General features: G+C 66.0%; 20 protein-coding genes and 1 pseudogene. 8 read left to right on the top strand and 13 right to left on the bottom strand.

Annotated elements, in window-relative coordinates; all coding sequences use genetic code 11:
- Positions 1-323 precede the first annotated feature (323 nt).
- Positions 324-1,493, top strand: a pseudogene (locus AC0Z36_RS19355) (arabinofuranosyltransferase).
- A 329-nt stretch (positions 1,494-1,822) separates the two neighbouring features.
- Here AC0Z36_RS19355 and AC0Z36_RS19350 read toward each other — a convergent pair.
- From AC0Z36_RS19350 to AC0Z36_RS19340, 3 genes are all read right to left on the bottom strand, one after another.
- Positions 1,823-2,599 (bottom strand): SDR family oxidoreductase, encoded by a 777-nt coding sequence (locus AC0Z36_RS19350; protein WP_485464199.1) that lies wholly within the window; start codon positions 2,597-2,599, stop codon positions 1,823-1,825.
- Between the two features lie 4 nt (positions 2,600-2,603).
- Entirely contained in the window at positions 2,604-3,776 is a 1,173-nt protein-coding gene (locus tag AC0Z36_RS19345; protein WP_485464198.1) for an acyl-CoA dehydrogenase family protein, read from the bottom strand.
- 146 nt (positions 3,777-3,922) lie between these two features.
- The gene (locus AC0Z36_RS19340; RefSeq protein WP_485464197.1) at positions 3,923-4,840 is read right to left on the bottom strand and encodes an SDR family NAD(P)-dependent oxidoreductase; all 918 of its coding nucleotides are present in this window, start codon (positions 4,838-4,840) and stop codon (positions 3,923-3,925) included.
- 318 nt (positions 4,841-5,158) lie between these two features.
- Here AC0Z36_RS19340 and AC0Z36_RS19335 point away from each other — a divergent pair, with 318 nt between their 5' ends.
- The 6 genes from AC0Z36_RS19335 to AC0Z36_RS19310 all read left to right on the top strand — a co-directional run bounded on the left by AC0Z36_RS19335 (position 5,159) and on the right by AC0Z36_RS19310 (position 11,009).
- Positions 5,159-6,085: a cyclase family protein gene (locus AC0Z36_RS19335; protein ID WP_485464196.1), complete on the top strand. Its 927-nt coding sequence runs from the start codon at positions 5,159-5,161 to the stop codon at positions 6,083-6,085.
- 378 nt (positions 6,086-6,463) lie between these two features.
- Positions 6,464-7,651, top strand: coding sequence for an acyl-CoA dehydrogenase family protein (locus tag AC0Z36_RS19330; protein WP_485464195.1), 1,188 nt, complete (start codon positions 6,464-6,466; stop codon positions 7,649-7,651).
- A complete protein-coding gene (locus AC0Z36_RS19325) occupies positions 7,651-8,817 on the top strand; it encodes a CaiB/BaiF CoA transferase family protein (protein ID WP_485464194.1) in 1,167 nt (388 codons plus the stop codon). Before AC0Z36_RS19330 ends, AC0Z36_RS19325 begins: the two co-directional genes overlap by 1 nt.
- Positions 8,814-9,407 carry an FAS1-like dehydratase domain-containing protein gene (locus tag AC0Z36_RS19320; protein ID WP_485464193.1) on the top strand — a complete coding sequence of 198 codons (594 nt, stop codon included), beginning with the start codon at positions 8,814-8,816 and terminating at the stop codon, positions 9,405-9,407. The genes AC0Z36_RS19325 and AC0Z36_RS19320 overlap by 4 nt, the downstream gene beginning before the upstream one ends.
- Complete coding sequence (locus AC0Z36_RS19315; protein ID WP_485464192.1) at positions 9,404-9,886, top strand: MaoC/PaaZ C-terminal domain-containing protein; 483 nt, start codon at positions 9,404-9,406, stop codon at positions 9,884-9,886. The genes AC0Z36_RS19320 and AC0Z36_RS19315 overlap by 4 nt, the downstream gene beginning before the upstream one ends.
- A gap of 10 nt (positions 9,887-9,896) precedes the next feature.
- Positions 9,897-11,009 (top strand): acyl-CoA dehydrogenase family protein, encoded by a 1,113-nt coding sequence (locus AC0Z36_RS19310; RefSeq protein WP_485464191.1) that lies wholly within the window; start codon positions 9,897-9,899, stop codon positions 11,007-11,009.
- Positions 11,010-11,300: 291 nt separating this feature from the next.
- Here the strand turns inward: AC0Z36_RS19310 and AC0Z36_RS19305 are convergent, their stop codons facing one another.
- From AC0Z36_RS19305 to AC0Z36_RS19280, 6 genes are all read right to left on the bottom strand, one after another.
- Positions 11,301-12,002 carry a hypothetical protein gene (locus AC0Z36_RS19305; protein WP_485464190.1) on the bottom strand — a complete coding sequence of 234 codons (702 nt, stop codon included), beginning with the start codon at positions 12,000-12,002 and terminating at the stop codon, positions 11,301-11,303.
- Positions 11,993-12,514 carry a DUF3761 domain-containing protein gene (locus AC0Z36_RS19300; protein WP_485464189.1) on the bottom strand — a complete coding sequence of 174 codons (522 nt, stop codon included), beginning with the start codon at positions 12,512-12,514 and terminating at the stop codon, positions 11,993-11,995. The genes AC0Z36_RS19305 and AC0Z36_RS19300 overlap by 10 nt, the downstream gene beginning before the upstream one ends.
- A 359-nt stretch (positions 12,515-12,873) precedes the next feature.
- Positions 12,874-13,854: an acyl-CoA dehydrogenase family protein gene (locus AC0Z36_RS19295; RefSeq protein WP_485464188.1), complete on the bottom strand. Its 981-nt coding sequence runs from the start codon at positions 13,852-13,854 to the stop codon at positions 12,874-12,876.
- A gap of 1 nt (position 13,855) precedes the next feature.
- Entirely contained in the window at positions 13,856-15,043 is a 1,188-nt protein-coding gene (locus AC0Z36_RS19290) for an acyl-CoA dehydrogenase (protein ID WP_485464187.1), read from the bottom strand.
- Positions 15,044-15,054: 11 nt separating this feature from the next.
- Entirely contained in the window at positions 15,055-15,963 is a 909-nt protein-coding gene (locus tag AC0Z36_RS19285; RefSeq protein ID WP_485464186.1) for an SDR family oxidoreductase, read from the bottom strand.
- 80 nt (positions 15,964-16,043) lie between these two features.
- Positions 16,044-17,303 (bottom strand): amidohydrolase family protein, encoded by a 1,260-nt coding sequence (locus AC0Z36_RS19280; RefSeq protein WP_485464185.1) that lies wholly within the window; start codon positions 17,301-17,303, stop codon positions 16,044-16,046.
- A 102-nt stretch (positions 17,304-17,405) separates the two neighbouring features.
- Between AC0Z36_RS19280 and AC0Z36_RS19275 the strand changes: the two genes are divergently transcribed.
- Positions 17,406-18,035: a cysteine hydrolase family protein gene (locus AC0Z36_RS19275; protein ID WP_485464184.1), complete on the top strand. Its 630-nt coding sequence runs from the start codon at positions 17,406-17,408 to the stop codon at positions 18,033-18,035.
- 25 nt (positions 18,036-18,060) lie between these two features.
- Here the strand turns inward: AC0Z36_RS19275 and AC0Z36_RS19270 are convergent, their stop codons facing one another.
- The 4 genes from AC0Z36_RS19270 to hemB all read right to left on the bottom strand — a co-directional run bounded on the left by AC0Z36_RS19270 (position 18,061) and on the right by hemB (position 22,449).
- Positions 18,061-19,233, bottom strand: coding sequence for a type II toxin-antitoxin system HipA family toxin (locus tag AC0Z36_RS19270; RefSeq protein WP_485464203.1), 1,173 nt, complete (start codon positions 19,231-19,233; stop codon positions 18,061-18,063).
- A gap of 38 nt (positions 19,234-19,271) precedes the next feature.
- Complete coding sequence (locus AC0Z36_RS19265) at positions 19,272-19,484, bottom strand: helix-turn-helix domain-containing protein (RefSeq protein WP_485464202.1); 213 nt, start codon at positions 19,482-19,484, stop codon at positions 19,272-19,274.
- Positions 19,485-19,764: 280 nt separating this feature from the next.
- Entirely contained in the window at positions 19,765-21,324 is a 1,560-nt protein-coding gene (locus AC0Z36_RS19260; RefSeq protein ID WP_485464183.1) for an AMP-binding protein, read from the bottom strand.
- Positions 21,325-21,474: 150 nt separating this feature from the next.
- The gene (gene hemB / locus AC0Z36_RS19255; protein WP_485464182.1) at positions 21,475-22,449 is read right to left on the bottom strand and encodes a porphobilinogen synthase; all 975 of its coding nucleotides are present in this window, start codon (positions 22,447-22,449) and stop codon (positions 21,475-21,477) included.
- Positions 22,450-22,508: the final 59 nt, after the last annotated feature.

Genomic DNA, 22,508 nt, shown 5'->3' with positions numbered 1-22,508 from the left:
CGCCGTTCCAGGTCCGCGATCCGTTCCGCCTGCTGAGCGATCGTGGCCGCCTGCGCAGAAATCAGGAGCTGCAACTCCACGACCAGCGCGGCCAGTTCCCCATAGGAGGGTTGCGGCGGCGGGGAGGAGGTCACGAGATCAATCTACTGGTCCGGCGGGACCAGGTCACGCGGCATCGGCGCAGGTCACCGACCGTCCAAAACAGTTACATCCCTGGAGGCTTATTCAAAACCCCCACAGCTCCGAAGGGTCTGATCCAAGATACCGCAGGTCAGGGCTGTTCCGTTGGTCGGTCGATCTGAGGTTTTGAATAAGCCTCCTGGATTCTCGCCGGAGCCGGCTGCTTCCTCGGAATTTTACTGCTGATCTACACACTGATCGCTGCTTTCACCGCATTTTCCCTCGTGGTGATGGGTGCGGTTCTGGTGCACGACGCCGCGAACGGAAGACGGGTGGCAGCATTCCGGATTACCCGGAGGATCGGCGCGACCTTCCTGGCGGCGCTGCCCTTCGGGATCCCCAGCTGGGGACCATACCTGTGGGTCGCATACGGGCAGGGATTTCCCACCAATATGGCTCAGCGTTTCCTTCCCGATCAGTTCACTGTATTCCACTTCCCGATGTTCGAGGGAGCACCGGCCGGCATCCTGTCCATGAGCGGGATCATCTGGCTGCTGGCTCGAATGCGCCGGAATGAGATCGCAAAATCTCTGGCAATCGTCACAGTGACCTGCTTCGCCTGGCAGGCGCTGTCATTCGCGGCAATCGCCGGACACACCACCCTCCTCCCGCACCGGGTAATAAATATCCTGAGCGCTGCACTGATGTGTGCGGGCACGCTGGCCTGGATCGATGTGTTCCAGGCGCTGCGCCGGATGAGGGATCCGCAGGCCTTCCGGCCCCTCGTCACCGGATTCACCGTTGTGGGACTGGCGGTCGCCGTCTCAGGGATCCAGCAGGTTCCCACAACGCTAAAACCCTTCAATCAGCAGGCGTACGATGAATATTATCCCGACGGCACCCTCCCGAAAGGGGGTACCGAATCGAATGGCGAGAGTCACTATACAGGTGAATTAATTCAGGAGATCGGACGACTGGCGGGAAAGCCTCCGGAGGCCATAATCCTGCTCAGCTCTTCCTACAAACTTATGGCTTCCGCCCCTTTCCGGGGGTTCATCGCACCGACCTCGCAGTATTCAAATCCATTGGGAGATTTCGACGGACGGCGTGCGGAAATTGCCTACTGGGCTAATTCCTGATCACCTGAGGAGTTCATTCGGAGATTGGACTATTCAACATACCAGACTCCCGACGTCTTCATTCTGGAGCGAAATGTGGCAGGATTTTACGTCACGCTTCGCAAGGACGCGTTTCCGCTGAAAATCGGACTCTACGAGTACCCTGTATCATTTCCCCGGGAATTTTTCCCTCCGGGTGATTTCACCAGCCGGGATGTCGGCCCGTACACGGTTCTGGCGCGGACCCGCGGTTAGCCGGAACCCGCGCTTCGCACACGAAGGGGTTCCTGGACAGCTTGGGTTCCAGAATTCGTCGCACCACGTGGTCGGTTGTTCAGGCGGTGAGCAATCTGTGCAGGCGCTCGGCCGGAGTCTCCCAGCCGAGCGTTTTGCGTGGGCCTCCGAGGACCTGGCAGAGCGTCTCGTGGACCACGTGCATTCTTCCCGCAGCCGGTCGGCGATGTGGATACGGCCGGCTTCGCCCAGGTACCGGGGCGGGACGGCCGAAGACGGTACCTTCCGTCGGGTCGGGGGTACCGCCTCGCTGCGGCCGAGGGGTGCGTGTGACCCGTCGTACAAATCCGTCAGGCCCGCTGGCTGCTCACACTCACAACCTCGCCGGTCATGTACGACGAGTAATCGCTCGCCAGGAACACCATCACGTTCGCGATCTCCCACGGCTCGGCCGCGCGCCCGAACGCCTCGGCGGACGACAACTGCGTCAGCAGTTCCTCACTGGACGCCTTCGCCAGGAACGCGTGCATCGCGATGGACGGCGCGACGGCGTTGACCCGTACGCCGAACTCCGCCGCCTCGATCGCTGAGCAGCGGGTCAGCGCCATCACACCGGCTTTGGCCGCCGCGTAGTGCGCCTGCCCGGCCTGGGCCCGCCAGCCGAGGACCGAGGCGTTGTTGACGATGACGCCCTTGCCGCGCGGCTGCATGTGCCGGAGAGCGGCCCGCGTGCACCGGAACGTGCCGTTCAAGGTCACGTTCATGACGAGATCCCACTGCGCGTCCGTCATATCGACGATGTTCGCCTGACCGCCCAGACCGGCGTTGTTGATCAGTACGTCGATCCCGCCGAGCTCGGCCGCCGCGGTGTCGATCAGGTTCTGCACGTCTTCTTCGACCGTGACGTCGCAGGGCACGGCCAACGGCCTGGAACCGATGATCTTCGCCAGCTCGTCAGCCGCTTCACCCAGCCGCCGCTCATGCTTGTCGCTGACGGCGATCGTCGCTCCCTCCTCCGCCGCCTTCTTCGCAGCGGCAAAACCAATACCCGTACCGGCCGCGGCGGTGATCAGGACGGTCTTGCCGGTCAGCAGACCATGACCGGGGACGTACTCAGGCGTGCTCATGGATTCAGGCTCCTCGGGGCTCTCGCGGAAGACCGAGCACGCGCTCGGCGATGATGTCGCGCTGGATCTCGTTCGAGCCGCCGTAGATGGTGTCCGACTTCGTGAACAGGAACAGCCGCTGGGTTTCCGTCAGTTCGTACGGGAGTTCAGCTGCGAGGGTCGCCTCCGCGCCGCCGACCTCCATGGCCAGCGTGCCCAGCTTCTGGTGCCAGGTGCCCCACACGAGCTTGGCGACCGACGGTGCGCCGGGGTCGTCCGAGCCGAGGGTCCGCAGGGCGTTGCACCGCAGGACCTTCAGGTCGATCCACGCCTGCAGGAGCCGGTCGCGGAGCAGCAGGTCTTCCATCGCGCCGTTCTGCTTTGCGGTATCGAGCACCTTCCGCAGCTCGATCTCAAAGCCGATCTGCTGGGCGAGGGTGGACACGCCGCGCTCGAAGGCCAGGAGGCCCATGGCGACGCCCCAGCCTTTGCCTTCCTCGCCGACGATGTGCTCGTTCTTCGCGTGGGCCCCGTCGAAGAAGACCTCATTGAACTCCGATGTGCCGGTCAGCTGCACGATCGGCCGGATCTCGATGCCGGGCTGGTCCATCGGCGCGAGGAAGAAGGTGATTCCCCGGTGCTTCTGCGAACCAGCTTCGGAGCGCGCGAGGACGAAGATCCAGTCGGCTTCGTGGGCCAGTGATGTCCAGACTTTCTGCCCGTTGAGCACCCAGGAGTCGCCGTCCCGTACAGCACTGGTCCTGATGTTCGCCAGGTCGGAACCCGCACCCGGTTCGGAGTAGCCCTGGCACCAGAGCTCTTCGCCGCACGTGATCGCCGGGAGGAACCGGGCCTTCTGCTCAGCCGTTCCGTACGCCAGGACGGTCGGCCCGAGCAGGTTCTCCCCCATGTGGTTCACCCGGCCGGGCGCCTGCGCGCGGGCGTACTCCTCACCGAAGACGACCTGCTGCATCAGCGTCGCGTCCCGGCCGCCGTAATCCTTGGGCCAGCCGAGGCCGATCCAGTTGCCTTCACCCAGTCGGCGTTCCCACGCCCGGCGGATCTCGAAGTGCTCGTGCTCACTGCCTGGACCACCCGTGCCGACTGCGGACGCGAACTCGCCGCTCAGGTTCTCCTGGAGCCACGCGCGGACCTCGGCTCGGAACTCCTCGTCCTCAGCGCTGTAGCTGAAGTCCACGATGACTGCCTTTCTTTGCTGAGGCCGTGTTCATGTGGCCGTGTTCATGTGGCCGTGTTGATCATGGGGAAATCGCAGAACAGCCGGGCACTCCACCCCGCGAAATCGCAACTCCCCCATGATCAATACAAGGATTGCCGGAGGGGTCAGGCCTGCTCGGCGGCGGCGGCCCTCTTCTTGGCAGCCGCTTCGGCGTACGCCTTGAGCTGCGCGAGGACCGGCATGGGGTCCTGACCGAGCTGAGTCGGGAGCTTCTCAGCGAGCGTTTCGGCGGTCCAGCCTGAGTCGCTGTACATGGTCTTCATCTCATGCGGCTGGTCCCACAGGGCGATCTTCGGTCCGGCGGTTGTGTAGACCTGCCCGGTGATGTCCTTGGCCTTGTCGGACAGCAGGAAGATGACCATCTCCGCGATGTCCTCGGGCTCGCCGATGTCGGCGAGCGTCTGCGGGACGTCCTCGGACATGCGGGTCCGGGCGATCGGGGCGATCACATTCGCGTTGACGTTGTACTTGTTCATGCCCAGCGCGACGGATCGGATGAACGACACGATGCCGCCCTTGGCCGCCGCGTAGTTCGCCTGGGAGACCGAGCCGACCGCGTAGACGCCGGACGTGACACCGACGATTGAGCCGAAACCCTGTGCCTTGAAGACCTTGGTGGCCGCCTGCACGACAGTGAACGTGCCCTTGAGGTGGGTCGCGATGACGCTGTCCCAGTCGTCCTCGGTCATGTTGAAGATCATGCGGGCGCGGATGATGCCGGCCGGGGTGACGACACCGTCCAGTCGGCCGAAGCGCTCCACCGCGGTGTTCACGATGCGGGCGCCGCCCTCCATCGTGGCGACCGAGTCGGCGACCGCGACGGCCTCGCCGCCCATCGCCTCGATCTCCTTGACGACGGCGTCGGCGACCTCACTGGTCGGCTCCGCGCCGTCCATGGAGACGCCGTAGTCGTTCACAACGACCTTGGCACCGTGCCGCGCGGCGGCCAGGGCGACCGCCCGGCCGATGCCGCGACCGGCACCTGTAACCGCAATCACTTTTCCGGTGAGAAAGTCACCCATTGGCGCTGCCCTTTCAGAACGGCGTGATCGAGGTGGTGAACCTTTCGGTTCAAATCGGGCACTCGGCCCCAGTCCTCGCCCTTGCCTGTGTCAAGAAACCTGTCTCGTCAACCCCTGTTTTTCACAACCGCCACTGCTTAGCATGTGCCGCCAAGGGCGATCGCCTCATCTGGCGACGGGTGTGACAACAGCCTTACCGAGACACTAACTGACGGTGCGTCATCTTCTGCTCCTAAAGTGCCGCAGGCCACAGCAGCCGGCGCCGTCGCCCATTTCCCGCCGCCCGCCGCGCGGCGGATACGCACGGAGGAATCACTCATGGCCATGCCTGCCGAATTCCTTGAGATCGCCAAGCGCGTCAACAACTGGGGACGCTGGGGCGCCGCAGACGAGATCGGCACCGCGAACCTGATCACACCCGAGATCGTCGTCGCCGCCGGCAAGTGCATCAAGACCGGCAAGCGCTTCTCGCTGGCCGTCGAACTCAAGGAAGACGGCATCCAGAACGGCATGATCCCGGGGCGTGACAATCCGAAGCTGACCGCGCACATGGTCAACCACGAGGTCTTCGGCCCGGGTACGGTCGCCACCAGCGATGACGCCGTCACGATGGGCCTCCAGGCCGGAACCCACTGGGACGGCCTGACCCACGCGTCCTACGAGGACCGGCTCTACAACGGCTTCTCCGCCAAGGAATCGATCACCGCCGAGGGCTGCGCGGCGAAACTCGGCATCGAGAAGATCAGGACGCTGGCCACCCGCGGTGTGCTGCTCGACGTCGCGCGCACCAAAGGCGTCGACGCCTTGGAGCCGATGTACGCGATCACCCCCGAGGACCTGGAAGCCGCTGAGGAACTGGCCGGCACCAAGGTCCGGGCCGGCGACATCGTGCTCGTCCGCACCGGCGCCATGCGGACATACCTCGCGGGCGACCGCGACGGTTACTACATGAGCGCTGGAATCGGCGTCCGCTGCCCGGAGTGGTTCCACGCCCGCGACGTGGCCGCGGTCGCGAACGACACCGTGGTGTTCGAGGTCTTCCCGCCGGAGATCGAGGACTGCTTCTTGTCCGTGCACGCGCTGCACCTAGTGGAGATGGGCATGATCCAGGGCCAGAACTGGAACCTGGAGGAGTTGTCCGCGGACTGCGCCGCCGACGGTGTCTACGAGTTCTTCCTCGACGCCTCGCCGCAGCCGTTCGTGGGCGGCATCGGCTCGCCGGTGAGCCCGGTGGCGGTGAAGTAGCCACAAGGCAAGAAGCAGCCACAGCACAACACGAAGCCCCACAGGTCATAGACCTGTGGGGCTTCGTCGTACGGCCCTCACTCGCCAAGGAAACCCGGACTCCTCGAGTGCCCGGGGCCTCAGCGTCCCCTCACAAAAGGCCGCTCCACTAAGAGTGATCACCAGATGACGGGACGTCAACACTTCCGGCGGATTTTCTACCACCCAGTTGTCAGAGAGTCGTCGAGCGGCAGCGAGGAAGCGTGTCCCATAACCCTGCGAGTGATCACACGGATCACCACGCCCCCTCGCATCCGCCACAGCCCCGGTGTTACCGTGAATCTGACAGTCCGTCAGATATCGTCGGACGCAGTCCCGACACCCCGTGGAGGCGATGCTGTGGATTTCGACTTCTCCCCTGAGCAGCAGGCGTTCCTGGAAGAAGTGGAAACCTTCCTCGACGCCAACCACGACCCTGAGGTCTTCGACGTCACCCGGGAGAACATGGCCCAGATCGTCGACACCCCGCCGCGTCGCGCCTTCATGGCGAAGATGGGCGAGCAGGGCTGGCTCGGTATCACCTGGCCCAAAGCCTGGGGCGGCCAGGAAGGCGAGGGGGTGTACGAGTACATCCTCAACGAAGCCCTCGCCGGCCGCGGCGGTCCGCAGATCGGCAAGGGCGTCGGCATCATCGGCAAGACCCTGCTCGCCGTGGGCAGCGAGAAGCTCAAGGCCGAGTTCCTGCCGAAGATACTCCGCAACGAAGTCGAGTTCGCAGTCGGCTACTCCGAGCCCGAAGCCGGTTCTGACGCGGCGTCAATGAAACTGCGCTGCACCCGCGACGAAGAGCGCGGCGGCTGGGTGCTCAACGGCCAGAAGACTTGGACGACCTCGGCGCACTTCGCCGAGTGGTACTGGGTCGGCGGGCGCACCGACCCGAACGTCGCCAAGCACTACGGCATCACGCTGTTCCTGGTCCCGCTGAACCACCCGGACGTCACCGTCCGCGGCATCTGGACCATGGGCGACGAGCGGACGAACGACGTCTTCTTCGACAACGTCTTCGTCTCCGACGACTACGTCGTCGGCGAGGTCAACAAGGGCTTCCAGTACATCTCCCAGGCCCTCGACCTCGAGCGCTTCACGATGTTCGCGTTCTCCCCGATCAAGCAGCGCCTCGACCTGCTTGTCGAGTACGTCAAGACCGCGACCCGCGACGGTGAGCCGCTGCGCGACGACCCGGTCGTCCGGCAGCGCATCGCCACGCTGGTCACCGAGGCCGAGGTCGCCCGGGTGCTCGGTCTCAAGGTCGTCGCCGCCGCCGGGAAGGGCGGTAAGCCGCCGACCATTGAGGCGTCGGAGTACAAGCTGTTCGCAACCGAGTTGTCGAAGCGTCTCGCTGACGCGTCGATGGACATCGGCGGCCCCGGTGCTCAGCTGCGGGTCGGCACCGAGGACGCCCCGATGAAGGGCCGCGCGGACTCGACTTACCGCTACACCGTGCTGGACACGATCGGCGGCGGCACGTCCGAGGTGCAGAAGAACATCATCGCGCGCCGTGGGCTCGGCCTGCCGAAGAACTTCTGATGGGCACCACCGAACTCCTGTCCGGCGTCCGGGTCCTGGACCTGGCCAGCGTCGGGCCGGCGGCCCGCGCCTCGCGCTGGCTCGCCGACTTCGGTGCCGAGGTGGTGAAGGTCGGCCCGGTGCCCGCCCGAAAGGGTGTGCAGATCGAGCCGCCGTTCTTCTCGTACAGCGCGGGGCGTCGCATGAAGCGCGCCCAGCTGGACCTGAAGACCGCCGAGGGCAAAGCCGCGTTCCTGGCGATGGCCGCGGACGCCGACGTGGTCATCGAGAGCTTCCGGCCGGGTGTCGTGGACCGGCTCGGCATCGGCTACGCCGATGTGAAAGCCGTGAATCCGCGCATCGTGTACTGCTCGACCTCCGGGTTCGGGCAGACCGGGCCGAAGTCGCAGCAGGCCGGGCACGACATCAACTACCTGGCGGTCAGCGGCTTTCTGGCCTGCTCGACGCCGGGCGAGAACGGCCGTCCGCCGATTCCGGGCGCGACGGTCGCGGACAGCGCCGGTGGCGGCATGCACGCGGTGACGGCCATCCTGGCGGCGCTGTTCGGGCGGACCAACACCGGCGAGGGCAGCTTCCTCGACGTGTCGGTCGCCGACGGCGTGCTCGCGCTGATGGCGCTGAGCGTGGACGAGCACCTGGCGACGGGGGCTTCCCTGGAGCCCGGCGGCAGCCTGTTGATGGGCAAGTACGCCTGTTACGACGTCTACGCCACCGCTGACGGCGGCCACCTCGCGGTCGGCGCGATCGAGCACAAGTTCTGGGCCAACCTGTGCACGGCGCTCGGTCTGGAACAGAGGATCCCGCGCCAGATGGACGACACGGTCCAGGACGATATCCGTACGGAATTCCGTACGGTCTTCGCTTCGAAGACCCGGGACGAATGGGTGGCCGTCCTCGACGGCATCGACGTGTGCGTGTCGCCTGTGCTCTCCATCCCGGAGGTCGCGGCCGACCCGCAGTTCGACGCGCGCGGGGCGATCACTTCCGCCGTGCACCCCGAGCGGGGCGAATTCCGGCAGACAGCACCGCTGTTGGCCGGCATGGTCAAGCCCGAGGGCCCGTACGGACTGCCTGACGGAAGCACCTGCACGGCGGAACTCCTCGCCGCGGCCGGCTATTCCACCGGGAAGATCGACGAACTGCGCGCGTCAGGAGCGGTGGCATGACTCAACTCCCCACGGAACTCCCGGCGGACGTAAGCGACTTGATCGGCAAGGTCCAGTACGAGAAGACCTCCGACTTCCCGGCGGAGCAGGGCTACGTGTGGACCGCCTGTGCGGCGGTCTTCAACGGCAACCCGATCTACTGGGACCCGGCGGTCGCGCAGGAGATCACCGATGGGCCGACCACGCCACTGTCGCTGCTCTCTGCCTGGCAGCGCCCGCACTACTGGGCTCCGGGCTCCGACGGCGAACAGCTCGCGCTCCAGGTGCACTTCGACCTCAAGACGCGGCTCGACCTGCCCGAGGCGATCATCTCGGAGTACACCAGCGTCTTCCACGAACCGGTGCGCATCGGCGACGTCGTGTCGTTCTGTCAGGTCCTGAAGGTCGTCAGCGACGTCAAGACCACGCGAGTCGGTACGGGCCGCTTCTGGACCATCGACGTGGAGTACCGCAACCAGCGCGGTGACCTGTGCGGCGTCGAATCGTACACAGGGTTCGGCTACCGCCGACCTGAGCAGAGCGGCGACCACCGACCTGAGCAGAGCGGCGACCACCGTCCCGAGAGCCCGGCAAAGGAGGCGTCGAAGTGATCACCCTGGACAGTGTGAAACCCGGCGACGAACTTCCGGAGCTTTCGTACGACGTCACCAGCACCACCGTGGTGCTCGGCGCCCTGGCCTCCCGTGACTGGCGGCCGATGCACCACGACCACGAGTTCGCGACCGTCCGCAACGGCGTCCGCGACATCTTCCTGAACACGCCGAACCAGGCCTCCTGGTTTGAGCGTTGGCTCACCGACTGGACCGGCCCCAAGGGGCGGCTCGGCCGGCTGACCTTCCAGATGCGTACGCCCGTCTTCCCCGGCGACACCATGGTGATGACCGGAACCGTGACGGATGTATCGACCGACGAGACCGGCTGCGGCTGGATCTCCGCGACCGCGAAGGTCACCGTCGGCCAAGAAGACGGAACGCAGACCGTGTGCACAACCTGCACACTGCGCATCGCCGTACCAGTAGACGACAACGACAACCCGTGGCAGCGCCGCGGCGACACGTGGAAGCCTTGAGGAGCCCGAAGTGGATCTCGATTTCACCCAGGAACAGGACATCCTCCGCGACACGGTCCGCGGCCTGTGCACCCGGCACTCCGGGCTGGATGTCGTACGGAACCTTGAAAACGACGAGCACGGCTACGACGACGGGTTCTGGCGGAAGTTCGCCGAGTCGGGCCTGGTCGGACTGACGCTGCCCGAGGAGTACGACGGCTCTGCCATGTCGATGCTCGACGCGGTCGTGGTGTACGAGGAACTGGGCCGTTCGCTGGCCCCGTCCCCGCACTTCGTCAGCTCCGTGCTGGCCGGCGGGGCACTGACCCGCTCGGACAACGAGGACCTGCGCAAGCAGTGGCTGCCGAAGATCGCGTCCGGCGAGAAGGTCGTCTCGGTGGCGTGGCTGGAGCCGGACAACGGCTTCGGTGCCAAGGGTGTTCAGCTGACCGCTGTGCAGACTGCGGACGGCTGGGCGCTGAGCGGCGCCAAGCGGCACGTTCCGTACGCCAAGGCCGCCGACGCGCTCCTTGTGCTCGCGCGTACGGAGTCAGGACCGATTGTCCTGCTCGTCGACGCTTCGGCTGAGGGCATCTCCCTCACCCGGCAGCAGACCATCGCCACCGACACCCAGTACCGGGTGGACTTCGACGGCGTGAACGTGCCCGCTTCGGCCCTGGTCACCCAGGACTGGAACGTCTGGGAGGAGACCATGCTCGACGGTCTTGTCCTGGCCGCCGCCCAGGCGGTCGGCGGTGCCCGGCGCGCCCTGGAGATCAGCGTCGACTACGCGAACACCCGGCAGCAGTTCGACAAACCGCTGGGCGCGTTCCAGTCGATCTCGCACTACCTGGCCGACGCGTCGGCCGCGGTGGACGGTGCGGAGATCCTCGTCCGCGAGGCCGCGTGGGCCCGGGACAACGGCCGCTCGGCCACCGGACTGGCGCCGATGGCCAAGCAGTTCGCATGCAAGACGTACCGCGAAGTCACGGACATGGCCGTGCACATCCACGGCGGTATGGGCTTCACGATGGAGTGCGACGTGCAGTTGTATTTCCGCCGGGCGAAGTCGCTCCAGCTCAACTGGTACGACGACCGGCACTTGCAGGAACTGATCGCGGCGGACGTGCTGGACGCCGCGTAAGCGCTTTACCTGAGAGGGGCCCGCCGGACTGCCGCGGCGGACCCCTTCACCCTTTCGGATGAACTGTCAGGATTGCCGTCCACCAAACACGTGTGCCTGACGACCACGCCTGTGCCTGATCACTCCCGACCTCAGCCCGATGAGAGCCCAGTTCAGCGTAGTTGGCCCCGGCCAGCGTGTGAGACTCCGGCAGGAATCGGGCCGTCGATTCCGGCAAAAACCGGCCACGAAAATCAACACCCTGAATATCTACAGGGTGGAAAACCCATGACGCCCGGGTAACGCTCCCGACTACTTCGAGCCCGGCGTCCACTTGATTCCGAACCGGTAGGCACGGGAGATCGTCTCGTGCAGGCTCCGTTTCGGGTCAGGCATGAACCACTGGACTTCGTGCTGAACGATGAGATCGCCTTTGTTCCGCTTGAGCAATGCGATAGCGCATGCGCGTGCACCTGGCGGGCACCCGCCGAGGTTCACCACCAACCGGTGGCCCCCGTCCGCGTACAAGGTTGCCACCGCGTCGAGACCGCGAAAATCACCCACACCTTCATAGATGTAGACGTAGACGAGCAGCCTGGAGAACTCCTCCTGCCTGTCCAGGTTGATGAAGAGGTTCTCCCCGCCCTGAATTTCGCCTGTACGGTCATCCCGGTCAAGTGCGATATAGGGGAAAGTGTCCAGCGCCCCGAAGGCATCGCCCAGGGCCTGGACCACTGTTTTGCTTCCATCCGCGTACTTGACCATGCAACCGAGGTCAAGATCGAAATCAGTCACCGTCCCGACGCGCATCGAGGCCCTAAGCCTACGGAAGAGCCCCTTCGCTTCGGCCGCCTGCTGTAGCGCGACAGTCCTGGGCGACGTCCAGTTCAGGTTGACTCTGATCCGTCCGGTCGTAATGCCGCTCTTGGTCAGCGACACGACTGGCGCCGACTTTGTCAGGACAACCTTCGTCGCGGCCGCTCCGACGCCGGCCCACTCGTTCTTCAGAGCCACTTGGCCACACCTCCGTGGCCGGAGCAAGTGCCGCGCCGGTTTTTCGAGTACGACAACGTGCGGTCCTCGCATACTGCGCTGGCCGACCCGTAGTTCTGCGTATCCGCGTCGGCTTCTCCGCCCGACGAACCCGAACCACCACTTGACGAACCGCCACCAGAGGTGCCGGAGCCCGTTGTGTCTGCGGTCGCGGTGACCGTAACTGTCGCAGTGACCGTCGGCGCGGCAGTCGGGTCCTTGTAGACCTCGACCGTCGAATGGACGGTCGGGCCCGTGGTGACTGTGACTGCGGCCGTCGGCCACAGAGATGGCGCGGCCGTGACAGTCGCCGTCGGAACGGCCGGTTTGGCATCCTTGTCCGACGCTCCGTCGGCACCTCCGACACTGGCACCCAGCACCAGGAAGAGCACTGCGGTGACCGGCAGGAGAACACGCCTGCGCAGCCACCGACCGGATCGTCCGGACTGCGGATGCGGCAAGTTGAACTGCGTCGTGCCGAACGGATTACCCATGTTGCTGTTTTCCCCACCCTGGTATGCACCCGTTCTGCTGCCGACGGACCCACTCGGTCTTTCCCCCCACGGGAATGCAGGTCATCACGTCAAGCGGCAGAGTGCAGAAGATCCCACGCCGACACCTGCCCGGAGCGGGTCTCCGGCGTTGCTGTCAAACGGGATTGCCGCAGTCACCCTAGCGATCACCTGCGGCAGATGGAAGATCCATTGCGACACCCGTTTGGTCAGATATGGGAATCACCCGCCACCTCGGGTCCAGCACGCACCGATCGCGGGCTTGACGCTGCGGTGATCTCGGGTTTTCCACCCTCCGGGGGCAGGGTGGAAAACCCGAGATCACCGCAGAATCTTGCTGGTCACAGCCCCGCTGCCAGCACTTCCTCGTTCTCCTCAGCCCCGCCGAACTGCGTAGCGTGCACCCACGCCCGCTTCATGAAGAGGTGCACATCGACCTCCCACGTGAAGCCCATCCCGCCGTGCACCTGCGTCGCGTCCTTGCCGTTGCGCGTCGCCGCGTCGTCGGCCATCAGCTTTGCGACCAGGGCCGCCGTACGCACGTCGCCGACGATCCCGTCGTCCAGGACCACCGCCGCGTAGTAGACGGACGACCGAGCGACCTCAGTGCGCACGAGCATGTCGGCGCACAGGTGCTTGACCGCCTGGAAGCTGCCGATGAGCCGGCCGAACTGCTCGCGCTCCTTGGCATATTGCGTCGCCAGTTCGGTCAGTCGTCCGGAGATCCCCAGTTGGAGGGCCGCGGTCAGGACCGCCGCGGTACGGCGGAACTCGTCGGCGTCCACGTCCAGCCGCACGCCTTCCGGCAGCGACTTCACGTGGTGCAGCGGGGTGAACGGGTCCACCAGGTGGGTGATCGCGACTGCTTCCACAGTCTGCGGCTCGGCCCGGTAGACGCCGTCCTCGCACAGCACGAGGAGAACGTCGAGGGCGTCCAAGTGCTCGACCAGCAGCGGTACTTGGTCAGCTTCGAGCAGGCCGACGACCCACTCGCCCGACGCGGCCTTCTCCCCCAGCTCACCGTCGAGCGAGGCGGCCAGGTGGGTGGCGACGATCGGTCCGGGGACCAGGGCGCGCCCGGCTTCTTCGTAGACCAGCACCGCTTCGGGTGTGCCGAGGCCGACGCCGCCCTTGTCCTCGGGCAGCCGCAGCGCGAAGAAGCCCGTTTCGGCCAGTTCGTTCCACAGTTTGCGGTCGACCTTGCCGGGGACTCCGGTGGAATCGAGCAGCTTGCGCATCCGGTCCCGGTCGAACCGGCCGGTCAGGAAGTCCCGTACGCCGGACTGGAGGTCGCGCTGGTCCTCACTGAGCTGAAAGTCCATGTCAGCGCTCCTTGGGGAGTCCGAGGATGCGCTCCCCGACGATGTTCCGCTGGATCTGGGACGTGCCCGCGGCGATCGTGTAGGAGAGCGAGGAAAGACGCTCGTCCATGATCTGTCCGCTGGGCAGGTCCGCGACGTCCTCGACGACCAGTGCGGCCCGGTCGAGCAGCCGGTGGGCGAGTTCGTACAGTTTCTGCTTGGTCTCACTGAACCGCAGCTTGAAGACCGAGCCGCCGATGCCGGGCACCCCGGAGCGCTGGGCTTCGGAGACGTTCCACTTGGTCAGCGCCCACAGTGCTTCGAACTCGGCGGCCAGATGGCCCAGTTCACGCTTCAGTGCGATGTCGTCCCAGGCGGTGCCGCCCTTGCGCGGGATCTTGCGGGCCAGCGCGGCCAGTTCGCGCACCGTGCGCTGGCACGCGACGACCTCGCTCACAAACGCCGTACCGCGCTCGAAGGACAGCGTCACCATGGTGACCCGCCAGCCGTCGTTCTCGTCGCCGACGCGGTTGGCCACCGGCACCCGTACGTCGTCGAAGAAGACCTCGGCGAACTCGGTGGAGCCCATGACCGTGGTCAGCGGGCGCACCGTGATGCCGGGGGTGTCCATCGGCACGACAAGCCAGGTGATGCCCTTGTGCTTCGGCGCGTCGGGGTCGGTGCGCACCAACATCTCGCAGTAGTCCGACACTTCAGCGTGCGAAGTCCAGATCTTGGAGCCGTTGATGACGTAATCGTCGCCGTCGCGGACCGCGCGGGTGCGCAGTGACGCCAGGTCAGACCCTGCGCCGGGCTCGGAGAAGCCCTGGCACCAGACCTCGTCGCCACTGAGGATGCCCGGCAGGTACTTCTTCTTCTGCTCAAGCGTGCCCGCGGCGTTGATGGTGGGTCCGGCGTGCAGGAGGCCGACGAAGTTGGCGCCGACGTACGGCGCGCCCGCCCGCTCGGTCTCCTCCAGGAAGATCAGGTGTTCGGTCGGGGTCGCGCCCCGACCACCGGCTTCCTCGGGCCAGTTGATCCCGGCGTATCCGGCGTCGTACAGCATGCGCTGCCACGCCGTGTCGTAGGCGCGGCGGGCCGGCCAGTCGTCCCGGTCGGCCTTCGGCGGCAGTTTGGGCAGGGCCTCGTCGAGCCAGGCCCGCAGTTCGGTGCGGAAGGCCTCTTCGGCCTCCGTGTACCTCAGGTCCATCGTGCTACCCCTCAGGCGCCGTAGACGGGGGTGGGCTCAGGTGCTTCATCAATCAACTTGCGTACCACTGGGCCGAGTTCGGATGGTTCCCACTTGCGTCCGGCTTTGGCCTCGGGGCCGTGCTGCCAGCCGGTCGCGACGGAGACCTTGTCGCCTTCGACCTCGAAGACGCGGCCGGTGATGTCCTTGGACTCTGCCGAGCCCAGCCACACCAGCAGCGGTGAGACGTTCGCCGGGTCGTAGAAGTCGAACGAGTCATCCGTCGGCTTCGCCACCATGTCGGGCATGGCCTCTTCGGTCATCCGCGTACGGGCCGCCGGTGCGATGGCGTTGGCGGTGACGCCGTACCGGCCCATCTCCACCGAGGCGACCTGGGTCAGCGCGACGATGCCGGCTTTGGCGGCGGCGTAGTTGCCCTGCCCGACGCTGCCCATGAGGCCCGCGCCCGAGGAGGTGTTGATGATGCGCGCGTCGACGGTGTTGCCCGCCTTGGCCTGGCCGCGCCAGTAGGCACCGGCGTGGTGCATCGTGGCGAAGTGGCCCTTGAGGTGCACCCGTACGACTGCGTCGAACTCGGCCTCGCCGAGTGAGACGAGCATCCGGTCGCGCAGGAACCCGGCGTTGTTGACCAGGACGTCCAGGCCGCCGAAGGTGTCGACCGCCGTGCGCACGAGCCGCAGCGAGCCGTCCCAGTCGGCGACGTCGTCGGTGTTCGCTACGGCCTTGCCGCCGGCCGCGACGATCTCGTCGACGACCTGCTGGGCGGGGCCGGGCGAACGCCCGTCGCCCTCGCGCGACGCACCGATGTCGTTGACGACCACGCTCGCGCCCGCGCGGGCGAACGCCAGCGCGTGCTCACGTCCCAGGCCACCACCGGCACCCGTCACGATGACTACGCGCCCGTCGCATATTCCGCTCATGTCGACCCCTTTGAATTTAAGTCTTGGCGTACGGAGAACCCCAGACGACCGCCGCGCAACCTGGCGACGACAGGGCCGCGTTACTTACCGGCGGTGCGGTCCTTGTCGAAGTCCAGGTCGAGCATCCGGATGGCGTTGCCGCGGATGACTTTGTAGACAGTCTCCGCGCCGAGCCCGGCGAGGTGCTCTTCGGCGATCTTCTTGGTGTGCGGCCAGGTCGAGTCGACGTGCGGGTAGTCGGTCTCGAAGGTCACGTTGTCCACCCCGATGACGTCCAGGGAGTTCACACCGTGCCGGTCGCGGAAGAAGCACGCGAACATGTTCTTGCGGAAGTAGTACGAGGGCGGCTCCACCAGAGCCTTGCTGACGCCCGCCCAGGCCCGGTGTTCCTCCCAGACATCGTCCATCCGCTCCAGGGCGTACGGGATCCAGCCCATCTGCCCCTCGGAGTAGGCCAGTTTGATCTTCGGGAAGCGGGCCGGGACGCCGGCGAAGATGAAGTCCGCCATGGAGGCCATCGCGTTGTTGAAGCTCAGCGAGGCCTGGACGGCGGCCGGGGCGTCGGGCGACGCCGCGGGCATCGTCGAGGACGAGCCGATGTGCATGTTGATCGTGACGCCCAGATCGGCGCAGACCTCGAAGAACGGGTCCCAGTAGCCGGTGTGGATCGACGGCAGGCCGAGGAACGCCGGGATCTCGGAGAAGCACACAGCGGTCACGCCGCGGGCCCGGTTGCGCTTGATCTCCTCGACCGCGAGCTGCACGTCCCACAGCGGGATGATGATCAGCGGGATGAGCCGGCCGCCGGAGTCACCGCACCACTCCTCGACCATCCAGTCGTTGTACGCGCGGACGCACGCGAGCGCGACTTCCTTGTCCTTGGCCTCGGAGAACGTCTGGCCGCAGAACCGCGGGAAGGTCGGGAAGCACAGCGACGCCTCGACATGGTTGAGGTCCATGTCCTTGAGCCGCTCGGCCGGGTCGTGCAGGCCGGGGCGCATCTCCGCACGGGTGATGCCCTCAAGCGTCATCTGGTCGCGGCTGAAGCCGACGGCCGCGATGTTCCGCTTGTACGGGAACTTCAGATCCTCGTAGAACCACCAGTCGGCGGGGGGTCCGTTCTCGTTCGTCGTGATCTTGTAGCCGTTGCCGATGAACTCCAGCTGCCCGATGCCGGTGGTGACCGCCCTGGGGCCACGCTCGTGGAACTTCTTCGGCAGCCACCGGTCAAACAAGTGCGCGGGCTCGATGACGTGGTCGTCGACGCTGATGATCTTCGGGAGTTCACCGAAGGTGTTCCCGGATCCCACTGTCACCTGCTCGGTTTCGGTGGCGCTCACGCGGCCCCTCCTGCCTTACTGTGCTCAATCTGATGGACCGTCAGATAAAGCGTATTCTCCGACTACTCGAACATCAAGCCGACGGACCGTCAGGAGTCTCACATGGCGCTGGATATCACTCGTCTGGTCCACCCCGGTCACACTGCGCTGGTAACCCAGGAGTGCCAGACCGGAATCATCGGGACCGCCGCGGTCTTCCCCGCGCTGGCCGAGCAGTGCGCCGGGATGATCCAGGCCATCGGCGGACTGACCGCGGCGGCCCGCGCGGCCGGGGTCCCGGTGCTGCACTGCCTCGCGGTGCGCCGCCCCGACGGTCTGGGCGCCAATCGCAACGCCCGGATGCTGGCCGCCGCCGCGAAGGCCCCCGTACAGCTGACACCGGGAACTGAAGCTACGTCACTTCACCCCGGGATCGGGGCGCTTGGGACCGATCTGCGCTTCGAGCGCCTGCACGGCCTCGGCCCGATGGCTGATACGGGCCTGGCCTCCGTACTGCGGAATCTCGGGGTGTCGACCATCGTCGGCGTCGGTGTGTCACTGAACGTTGGCATGCTGAACTTCGCGATGGACGCGGTGAATTCGGGATTCCAATTCGTGATCCCACGCGAATGCGTGGCCGGATTCCCGCGCGAATACGCGGAGGCCGTGCTCGCCAACACCCTGGGCGCGATCGCCACCGTCACCACGACGGCCGACCTTACGACTGCTTGGCAGGCGCATCCGGCGAATTGAGCTGACTGACCGCCAACAGAACGATTCAGCTGATCAGTTCAGTGATCCGCTCCCGCATCGTGCGGTCCAGGTCGGACGTACGCCGGTCGTCGAACCCGATTTCGCCGAGTCGCTCAAAATGTGGCTCGGCGGCTGTGGTCAGACGGCCGATCATCCGACGGATCGCCTTCCCCGGCACCTCGAAGCGCTCCGCGAAAGTGGCCAGCGCCGATCCGGTGATCCGACTGTCCCGACCGTCGATCTTCAATGCCATGCTGCGGTCCCGGTAAGGCAAGGTGCTGACCAGGTCATAGGAGGGCGTCGGGCGCACCGAGTCCGGGTCGGGGGCGAAGACGGAAACATTCTTGGCATGCAGGTCTCCGTTCCCGATCAAATACGAGAAGGCAGCCAGGCGCACCAGATCCAGCACCGCCGCGCGTGGCACTGAGACCGCGTCTACCACTGCTTGCACGACATCGCGGTAAGACATGCGGTATTTGTCCGCCGGCCAGAGGCCTGCCAGCTGGCAGGCATCCTCCTGAGCGACCCTGCCGATCTCCCCGCCCTTCCCTCGAAAGCGGTCGAACCGCTGGACCAGCAGGCCGACTTCCCCGTCCCGGTCATGGAGAAGGGTGTGCCGTGGGACGGTCAAGCCGCAGTCGGCAGCCATCCCGAGGAAGAAGTGCTCGTTCTGGACGAGTCTCGGCACTGTGGGCGGGTTCAGCTTGAGAATGTGTCCCGCTCCGCCGTAAGCCACCGGAAACGAAACCATCCGGTCCGAGACCTTGTCCTGAACCCCTGGCACAGCCTCGACCCGCGGGGAGACCGGGTCCACCGCCCGGGTGAAGAGCTCGGCGAAACGAACCTCGCCCGGAGTCACCATCTCAGGCACGAAGGTCGCCGCACCTGGCTTGACTCCTGCGGGGAGGATCTGAACATCGCCGATGCAGTCGGCACCCACAGCCAAGAGCAAGGACAGTTCGTCATTCATCGAGGTCTTCACCGATTGGACGACCGCTGCCAGCCGGGCACCTTCCGGCAGCAGGCCTGCGAAGAACGCCGGTACCGCGCCGGCAGCAGCCTTAAAGGGTGCCGGGCGTCGCGGCAGGGTGAATGCCACATGCCGCCCACCCGACTCCAGGTAGTCCCGGTCGTAGCGGAAGTCCGTCCCGGAGCCGCTCCGGGTCAGTCGTCCGGCGAGGACGCCGTTCTTGTACACATCGGCGACCTCAACCTCACGCACGTCGACCAGACTGCTCACGACTGTCCCCTCCGGCCGGGTGTCGCGGTCAAAGTCAGTCCCAATGCTTTGCACACCTCTGCGGTTTTCCCCAACGACACACCAGCGCGCCCGTTTTCGAGTTCACCGACAAGGCGTCGCCCCACCCCCGAGAGGTCTGCCAACTCCTGCTGGGTGAGCCCGGCCGAGCGTCTGCGCGCTTGGATCGCCGCGCCGAGAGCTTCCAGCATTTGATCCTCCAATGTTCCCGATAGCGCACATTCATGGCCGTCGAGCCAGAGTAGACCGCTAATCAGCGGCAAATGCTCCTGATCGGGAACATTCACTCATTCGGCAGACCATCAGACGCGCGATTCCAGGAAAATGCTCCCGATCGGGAACATCCCAAAGCGGCAGAAGAGGTACGGAAACACCAGAGCGACGCCCCGGCACAGCCGCCTGGGACGCCGCTCGGAAAGTAGCGAAGCCGCTCGGAAAGTAGCGAAAACGCTCAGAAAGTAGCGAAGCCGCTCACCTCTTCGCCCACGCCTTCGCGTTGTACTCATCGCGCAGTTTGTACTTCAGCACCTTGCGCAGCGTCTCGTTGCGCGGCAGCGCGTCGACGATCTCCAGCTGCTCCGGCACCTTCTGCATCATCATGCCGGCGCCCTTGAGGTAGGCGACCATCTCCACGACGGTCAGGTCGTCCTCGCCCGCCTGACGCTCCACCACGGCGCAGACCCGCTCGCCGCGTTCGCGGTCGAGCAGCCCGATGACCGCGCAGTCGGCGACCTTCGGGTGGTTGAACAGCTGGTCCTCGATCTCCCGGGCGGAGATGTTCTCGCCCTTGCGGATGATCACGTCCTTGAGGCGTCCGGTGATGGCCAGGTGGCCGTCGGCGCGGAGCTTGCCGAGGTCGCCCGTACGGAAGAACCCGTCGGTGTCGAACGCGTCGGCGTTCAGCGACTCGTCGGTGTAGCCCTTGAAGATCATCGGGCCGCGCAGCCGGATCTCGCCTTCCTCACCGGTTTCGGCGCGGGTCTCGTCGGCGCGGACGATGTGCACCTCGATGCCGGACACCGGCTTGCCCTCGGTGTGCGCGCGCTGCTCCTCGGAGTCGTGCGGGCCGCCCTGCGCGATCATCGGGGATTCGGTCATGCCGTAGCCGTGGCAGAGGATCGCCCGCATCTCGTCCCGGACCTCGGCGACCAGCTCCGGCGGCTTGGGCGCGCCGCCCCCGGAGACGATCCGCAGGGTCGGGATGATCTTCTCGCCGGGCTGTTTGCGCTGCTCGTTGAGGAAGGCCGAGTAGAACGCGGTGGACCCACCGATCATGGTGACGTTGTGCCGTTTGTAGACCGGGATCACCCCCGCCGGGTCGAAGGTCTCGATGATCACCGTGGGGAAGCCGGTGATCAGCAGGGTGTTGACATAGTCCGGCCCGGCGATGTGTGCGTACGGGAAAGCCATGGAGCCGACGTCCGTCTCGGACATGTCCAAGGCCTCGGCCAGGCCGCGGCCGCCGGCGATGAGCGTGCCGTCGGTGTGCTGGACACCCTTGGGGTCCGAGGTCGTGCCCGAGGTGTAGTAGAGCCAGCGGACCGTGTCGCCGTCGGTGGGCGCCGGGGGCAGCGTCGCCGGGTCACCTTCGGGGAGTTCGTCGTACGCGACCAGGATCTTCGGCGGGTTTGTCATCTCCTTGGCCACACCTTCGGCCATGGCGACGAAGTCGTGGCCCTTCCAGGTGCCGGGGCACAGGAAGAACTCGGCCCCGGTCTGCTGGAGACAGAAGCCGACTTCCTTGTCCCGGTAGAAGGGGATGATCGGGTTCTGGACCACGCCGAGCCGCGACAGCGCGAACGACAGGACGATCGACTCCATCCGGGTCGGCAGCTGCCAGGTGACCTTGGTACCACTGCCGATCCCGAGCGCCAGGTAGCCGGCCGCGACCCGCTCCGCCCACGCCTTGAACTCGGCGAAGGTGACCTGGCGGTCGTCGGCGTCGCACAGCATGGGGACGTCCGGCGAATCGGCGGCCCGGCGCTCGACGAGCTCCCAGAGCGTCGTGGCGTCATAGATCGGCTGTGACACGGGTGTCCTCCCACGCGAAGGCAGCCGGGGGCGATCGCCCACAGCCCGCCACGACTAACCAACATCGCCTGACGGTACGTCAGATCCATGATCGTCCGGAAGGGCAAACGGTGGCGATCATCGCTCACGCGGGGTGACACCCGTCACCAGTTAGTTGAGCTTCTGCGCCGCCTCTGCCGCCCAGTAGGTGAGAATCGACTTCGCCCCGGCCCGGCGGATGGACGTCAGCGTCTCCAGCATCACGCGCTCCCGGTCGATCCAGCCGCGCTCCGCCGCCGCCTCGACCATCGCGTACTCGCCGGACACCTGGTAGGCCGCGACCGGCACATGGGCGATCTCCGCGATCCGGTGCAGGATGTCGAGGTAGGCCATGGCGGGCTTCACCATCACCATGTCGGCGCCCTCCTCCAGGTCCAGGAGGACCTCGCGGATGGACTCCTCGGCGTTGGCGGGATCCTGCTGGTAGGTCTTGCGGTCACCCTGGAGCGACGAGTCGACTGCCTCACGGAACGGGCCGTAGAAGGCGCTCGCATACTTCGCGCTGTACGCCAGGATCGCCGTGTCCACGAACCCCGCCGAGTCCAACGCCTCACGGACGACCCGGATCTGACCGTCCATCATGCCGCTCGGGCCGACCATGTGCGCCCCGGCCCGCGCCTGGACCACAGCCATCTCGGCGTAGCGCTCCAGCGTCGCGTCGTTGTCCACCGAGCCGTCGTCGGCCACGATCCCGCAGTGGCCGTGGTCGGTGAACTCGTCCAGGCACAGGTCGGACATGACCACCAGGCTGTCCCCGACTTCGTCGCGGACATCGCGCAGTGCCACCTGGAGGATGCCGTCCGGGTCGGTGCCGGCCGAGCCGACCGCATCCTTGTGCTGCGGGATGCCGAACAGCATCACCCCGCCGAGGCCGAGCGAGGACGCCTCACGGACGGCTTTGCGCAGCGTTTCGCGGGTGTGCTGGACGACACCGGGCATCGACGACACCGGCACGGCGTCGGTGATGCCCTCGCGGACGAACAGCGGGAGGATCAGATCTGCGGGCCGTACGGAAGTCTCGGCCACCAGGCGGCGCATCGCCGGTGTGGTGCGGAGCCGACGCGGTCGGTGATTGGGAAATGCCATGCGTACAAGTCTCCCTCAGGCTGTACCTGCCCGGGGGAGCAACCCCCGGACTCCCAGCC

It is taken from the genome of Kitasatospora sp. UYEF31 (assembly GCF_057291755.1).
The sequence above is the reverse complement of the archived record's forward strand: the minus strand, read 5'-3'. Positions and strand labels throughout refer to the sequence as shown.